This window comes from Kitasatospora sp. NPDC057512 (assembly GCF_042802135.1).
Lineage (GTDB): Bacteria > Actinomycetota > Actinomycetes > Streptomycetales > Streptomycetaceae > Kitasatospora.
This window is the reverse complement of record NZ_JBHVET010000626.1, coordinates 1-5234: the sequence shown is the minus strand read 5'-3', so window position 1 is coordinate 5234 and position 5234 is coordinate 1. Positions and strand designations below refer to the sequence as shown.

The following is a 5234-nucleotide window of genomic DNA, read 5'->3' as shown; positions in this document are numbered from 1 at the left end:
CCCCTGGGCGGTTCTGCTGCCAGGGGCCCGGGACCGCCGGTCGCGGCCGCCTCAGGCGCGGTGCAGGGCGAGCCGGGTGGCCAGGCCGCCGCCCACCCCGGCGACCACGGCCACGGGCAGCCACCACAGCGGCCAGTGCGCCAGGCCGAGGGCGCCGTCGACCGACCACTGGCCGGGGCCGGTCGCGGTCAGCGCCGCGCCGATGACGATCAGGACGAACGGGAACTCGTACCCGTCGTGCTGCACCCACAGCCCGTGCGGCCACTTGACCGTCAGGGCGACCGTCATCACGCCCATGAGGCCCGCGCCGGCCAGCGGGGTGAGCAGACCGGCGGCCAGCATCAGTCCGGCCCCGATCTGGGTGCCGCCGGCGGACAGCGCGGTGAGCTTGCCGCCGCGGAAGCCGTCGCCCCGGAACTCGGCGCTGCCGCCCTCCAGGCCGCCGCCACCGAGGTGGAAGCTGATCTTCTGGACGCCATGGCCCGCGATCAGCAGGCCGGCGACCAGGCGCAGCAGGAGAAGGCCGGTGTTCATGTCGGACTCCGTTGGTTCGGTGCGGTCCGTCAGCCGGCGGCGTGCGGGTCGATCATGGAGTGGGCGTAGACCAGGCCCAGGCCGTAGGCCCCGCCGTGCTCCATGACCAGCTCGGTCACCGGGACGTAGGTCTCGGCGCGGGCCCAGTCGCGCTGGAGCTCCAGCAGGACCTGGATCCAGGTGACGGGCACGGCGCCGGCGGCGGTCATCCGCTGCAGGGCGTGCTCGTGGGCCAGCGGGCTGACGCCGCCGGAGGCGTCGGCGACGACGTAGACCTCGTAGCCCTGGTCCAGCGCGGAGAGGGCCGGCAGGACGAGGCAGACCTCGGTCCACAGGCCGGACAGGATGATCTTGGTGCGGCCGGTGGCCTTGACCGCCTCGACCAGGGCCTCGTCCTCCCAGGCGTTCATGCTGGTGCGGTCGATGATCTCCTGGTCGGGGAACACCGCCTTGAGCGGCGGGAGGATCGGGCCGGAGAAGGACTCGGCGGCGACGGTGGACAGCACCGTCGGAACACCGAAGATCTTCGCGGCCTTCGCCAGGCCGACCGTGGCGTTGATGATCGCGGTGCGGTCACCGCTGCCGGTGCCGAAGAACATCTGCGGCTGGTGGTCGACGAACAGCATCATCGCGTTGTCGGGGGTCAGCAGGTCCGGGCTCGGGGCGGCGTGGACGTTGGCGAAGTCGACCATTGGTCTTCTCTTTCCTTGGGAACTCGGTGAATTGACACGGCATCAGGCGATCGTCCCGGATCGCCGGGGTGCCTCGTCCAACGACGCTAGTGCGGGCCGCCCCCGGTGTTCTGCCCGCTGTGCGCCCGGGACTGTCCTGACAACGCACGGCGGGCCGGGGGCGGGCCGGTCGAGCGCCTCAGTGCGCTGCGGGGCCACTGGTCATGCGCTGCGGAAATCCTTCGCGCATCGTCGGCTGCCTAGGTTTCGCCGGGTGGCCCCGTCGGGCCGCGATCAGCCAGCGGAAAGGCGGCTATCCATGCAGTTCGGGATATTCAGCGTCGGCGACGTGACCGTCGACCCCACCACGGGGCGGGCGCCGACCGAGCGCGAGCGCATCAAGGCGATCCTGGCCATCGCCCTCAAGGCCGAGGAGGTCGGCCTGGACGTCTTCGCCACGGGCGAGCACCACAACCCGCCGTTCGTCCCGTCCTCGCCGACGACCATGCTCGGCTGGATCGCCGCGAAGACCGAGCGGATCATCCTGTCCACCGCGACCACGCTGATCACCACCAACGACCCGGTGAAGATCGCCGAGGACTACGCGATGCTGCAGCACGTCGCCGACGGCCGCGTCGACCTCATGCTCGGGCGCGGGAACACCGGACCGGTCTACCCGTGGTTCGGCCAGGACATCCGCCAGGGCATCCCGCTCGCGACGGAGAACTACGCGCTGCTGCGCCGGCTCTGGCGCGAGGACGTGGTCGACTGGGAAGGCCGCTTCCGCACCCCGCTGCAGGCCTTCACCGCCACCCCGCGCCCGCTGGACGGCGTGCCGCCGTTCGTCTGGCACGGCTCGATCCGCAGCCCCGAGATCGCCGAGCAGGCCGCCTACTACGGTGACGGCTTCTTCCACAACAACATCTTCTGGCCCCAGGAGCACACCCGGCGGATGGTCCGGCTCTACCGCGAGCGCTTCGCCCACCACGGCCACGGCACGCCCGAGCAGGCGGTCGTCGGCCTCGGCGGACAGGTGTTCATGCGGAAGAACTCCCAGGACGCGGTGCGCGAGTTCCGTCCGTACTTCGACAACGCGCCGGTCTACGGGCACGGGCCCTCGCTGGAGGAGTTCACCGAGCAGACCCCGCTGACCGTCGGCAGCCCCCAGGAGGTCATCGAGCGCACCCTGACCTTCCGCGAGGCCGTCGGTGACTACCAGCGCCAGCTGTTCCTGATGGACCACGCCGGCCTGCCGCTCAAGACGGTGCTGGAGCAGCTGGACCTGCTCGGCGAGGAGGTCGTGCCCGTCCTCCGCAAGGAGTTCGCCAAGGGCCGGCCCGCGACCGTCCCCGACGCCCCCACCCACGCCACGCTTCGGGACACCGTCCCCGCCGCCTCCTGACCAGGACGGAGTCCCCCATGGAACCGAACGCGCCGGTCACGCTCGCCGTGATCTCGGGCGGGCTCAGCCAGCCCTCGTCCACCCGCCTGCTCGCGGACCGCCTCGCCGAGGCAGCCTCCGCCGAACTGGTCCGGTCCGGCCGTGAAGTGCGGCTACTGCTACACGAGTTGCGCCCGCTGGCCACCCCCATCTCGCACCACCTGCTCTCCGGCTTCCCCACGCCGGCACTGGGCGGCGCGCTGGAGGAGGTGAGCACGGCGGACGCGCTGATCGCCGTGTCCCCGATCTTCTCGGCCTCCTACAGCGGCCTGTTCAAGTCCTTCTTCGACCTGCTCGATCCCGGCGCCCTGGCCGGCAAGCCGGTGCTGATCGGCGCGACGGGCGGCACCGCGCGCCACTCCCTGGCCCTGGAGCACGCGATGCGCCCGCTCTTCGCCTACCAGCGCGCGCTCGTCGCGCCGACCGCGGTCTTCGCGGCCTCCGAGGACTGGGGCGGGACGGGCGACACGCGCACCGACAGCCTGCCGGCGCGGATCGACCGGGCCGGGGGAGAGCTCGCGGCGCTGGTCCTCACGGCCCTGGCGAATCCGCGGCCGGCCGGCGGCCCGGCGGTGACTCCCTCCGCGCTCGGCTTCCACTGACCCCGCGCACACCCGCAGCCCCACCACCGAACACCACCCAACGAAGGGAACTCCCTTGTCCACCATGCCCGTCGCCGGAATCCGCCCCGGTGCTCCCGAGCAGCCCGCCGACCTCGTCGTGCGCAACGCCAAGGTGCACACCAACGACCCGCGCCGCCCGCAGGCCACCGCCGTGGCCATCCGGGACGGACTGATCCAGGCGGTCGGCGACGACGCGGACGTCGCTCCGCTGGTCGGCCCCGGCACCCGGGTGGTCGACGCGCTCGGCCGTCGGGCCGTTCCCGGACTCAACGACGCGCACCTGCACGTCATCCGCGGCGGCCTCAACTACGTGCTGGAGCTGCGCTGGGACGGTGTCCCGACGCTGCGCGAGGCGCTCACCATGCTCCGGCTGCAGGCCGAGCGCACCCCGCCCGGCCAGTGGGTGCGGGTGGTCGGCGGATGGTCCGCCGACCAGTTCGCCGAGCGCCGGCTGCCCACCCTGGAAGAGCTCAACGCGGCGGCACCCGACACCCCCGTCTTCGTGCTGCACCTCTACCAGTCGGCGCTGCTCAACCGGGCCGCGCTGCGCGCCGCGGGCTTCACCCGGGACACCCCCGACCCGACCGGCGGCCAGATCGTGCGCGGCCACGACGGCGAGCCGACCGGCCTGCTGATCGCCGCCCCGGGCGCCCTGCTGCTCTACTCCACCCTGGCCAAGGCCCCGACGCTGGACGAGGCCGACCGGATCGGCTCCACCCGGCACTTCCTGCGCGAGCTGAACCGCTTCGGCCTCACCTCCGCGATCGACGCCGCCGGCGGCTTCCAGAGCTTCCCCGAGAACTACGGCACCGTCATGGAGCTCGCCCGCCGCGGCGAACTGAGCCTGCGCATCGCCTACCACCTCTTCCCGCAGACGGCCGGGCAGGAACTGGACGACCTCACCCGCTGGGTCAACACCGTGCGCCCGGGGGAGGGTGACGCCTGGCTGCGCCTCAACGGCGCGGGGGAGAACCTCACCTGGGCCGCCGCCGACTTCGAGAACTTCACCGAACCCAGGCCGCAACTCGGCTCCTACGAGAAGGAGTTCGAGAAGGCCGTCCGGCTGCTGACGGAGCACGGCTGGGGCTTCCGGCTGCACGCCACCTACGACGAGACCATCCGCCGCGACCTCGCGGTCTTCGAGAAGCTCGCCGCCGAGGGCCTCTTCCCGCAGGGCGGACGCTGGCTCTTCGACCACGCGGAGACCGTCAGCCCGGACAGCCTCGACCGGATCGCGGCCCTGGGCGGCGCCATCTCGGTACAGAACCGCCTCTCCTTCCAGGGCGAGGCCTTCGTCTCCCGCTACGGCGCCCCCGCCGCCGCCGAGGCGCCGCCGCTGCGCGCCATGCTGGACCGCGGCCTCACCGTCGCCGCGGGCACCGACGCCACCCGGGTCTCCTCCTACAACCCCTGGGTCTCCCTGCACTGGCTGGTCTCCGGCCGGGCCGTCTCCGGGCGGCGCCTCGCGGCCGAGCACAACCGGCTCAGCCGCGAACAGGCCCTGGAGCTCTACACCCTCGGCGGGGCCCGCCTCACCGGCGAGGAAGAGGTCAAGGGCCGTCTGACGGTGGGGAGTTACGCCGACCTCGCGCTGCTCAGCGCCGACTACTTCACCGTGCCCGAGGCAGACATCCCGCACATCGAGGCCGTTCTCACCGTCGTCGGCGGGCGGATCGTCCACGCCACCGCGGAACACCAGGGCCTGGCCCCCGAGCTGCCCGCGGTGACGCCCTCCTGGAGCCCGGTCACCCGCTTCGGCGGCTACCACGCCACCCCCGCCCCGAGCCTGGCCGCCGGGGTCCGCCAGGCCGAAGGCGTGCTGGAGGCCGTGGCCGCCTCCGGCGAGCAGCACGCCTGGCGCGCGGCGCGCGGTCTCGCGCTGCCCGGACAGGCGCAGGTGCCGCTGGACCCCTGCTTCTTCTGATCGGGAGCCGGACCAGCCCGGGGGCACCGCCGGAGCACGGC

At 72.9% G+C, this 5234-nt stretch carries 5 protein-coding genes; 3 read left to right on the top strand and 2 right to left on the bottom strand.

The genetic code is table 11. The annotated features are described in order from the left end of the window. Positions 1 to 51 precede the first annotated feature (51 nt). Both ACFU6K_RS30705 and ACFU6K_RS30700 read right to left on the bottom strand, forming a co-directional pair. Positions 52 to 534 (bottom strand): DoxX family protein, encoded by a 483-nt coding sequence (locus tag ACFU6K_RS30705; protein ID WP_380668521.1) that lies wholly within the window; start codon positions 532 to 534, stop codon positions 52 to 54. A gap of 29 nt (positions 535 to 563) precedes the next feature. Next, entirely contained in the window at positions 564 to 1226 is a 663-nt protein-coding gene (locus ACFU6K_RS30700; RefSeq protein WP_380668519.1) for a hydrolase, read from the bottom strand. A 298-nt stretch (positions 1227 to 1524) separates the two neighbouring features. Here ACFU6K_RS30700 and ACFU6K_RS30695 point away from each other — a divergent pair, with 298 nt between their 5' ends. The 3 genes from ACFU6K_RS30695 (at position 1525) to ACFU6K_RS30685 (ending at position 5193) form a co-directional block, all read left to right on the top strand. Beyond that, on the top strand, positions 1525 to 2607 hold the full coding sequence (locus ACFU6K_RS30695; protein ID WP_380668517.1) for an LLM class flavin-dependent oxidoreductase: 1083 nt from the start codon (positions 1525 to 1527) through the stop codon (positions 2605 to 2607). A gap of 17 nt (positions 2608 to 2624) precedes the next feature. Continuing rightward, the gene (locus ACFU6K_RS30690; protein ID WP_380668515.1) at positions 2625 to 3248 is read left to right on the top strand and encodes a CE1759 family FMN reductase; all 624 of its coding nucleotides are present in this window, start codon (positions 2625 to 2627) and stop codon (positions 3246 to 3248) included. 64 nt (positions 3249 to 3312) lie between these two features. Further along, the gene (locus ACFU6K_RS30685; RefSeq protein WP_380668523.1) at positions 3313 to 5193 is read left to right on the top strand and encodes an amidohydrolase; all 1881 of its coding nucleotides are present in this window, start codon (positions 3313 to 3315) and stop codon (positions 5191 to 5193) included. The last annotated feature ends 41 nt before the right edge of the window (positions 5194 to 5234 follow it).

What these genes read in the sequence shown, in the direction of transcription:
- ACFU6K_RS30705 (WP_380668521.1), bottom strand. Translation starts at nt 534, where the DNA reads ATGAACACCGGCCTTCTCCTGCTGCGCCTGGTCGCCGGCCTGCTGATC.
- ACFU6K_RS30700 (WP_380668519.1), bottom strand. Translation starts at nt 1,226, where the DNA reads ATGGTCGACTTCGCCAACGTCCACGCCGCCCCGAGCCCGGACCTGCTG.
- ACFU6K_RS30695 (WP_380668517.1), top strand. Translation starts at nt 1,525, where the DNA reads ATGCAGTTCGGGATATTCAGCGTCGGCGACGTGACCGTCGACCCCACC.
- ACFU6K_RS30690 (WP_380668515.1), top strand. Translation starts at nt 2,625, where the DNA reads ATGGAACCGAACGCGCCGGTCACGCTCGCCGTGATCTCGGGCGGGCTC.
- ACFU6K_RS30685 (WP_380668523.1), top strand. Translation starts at nt 3,313, where the DNA reads ATGCCCGTCGCCGGAATCCGCCCCGGTGCTCCCGAGCAGCCCGCCGAC.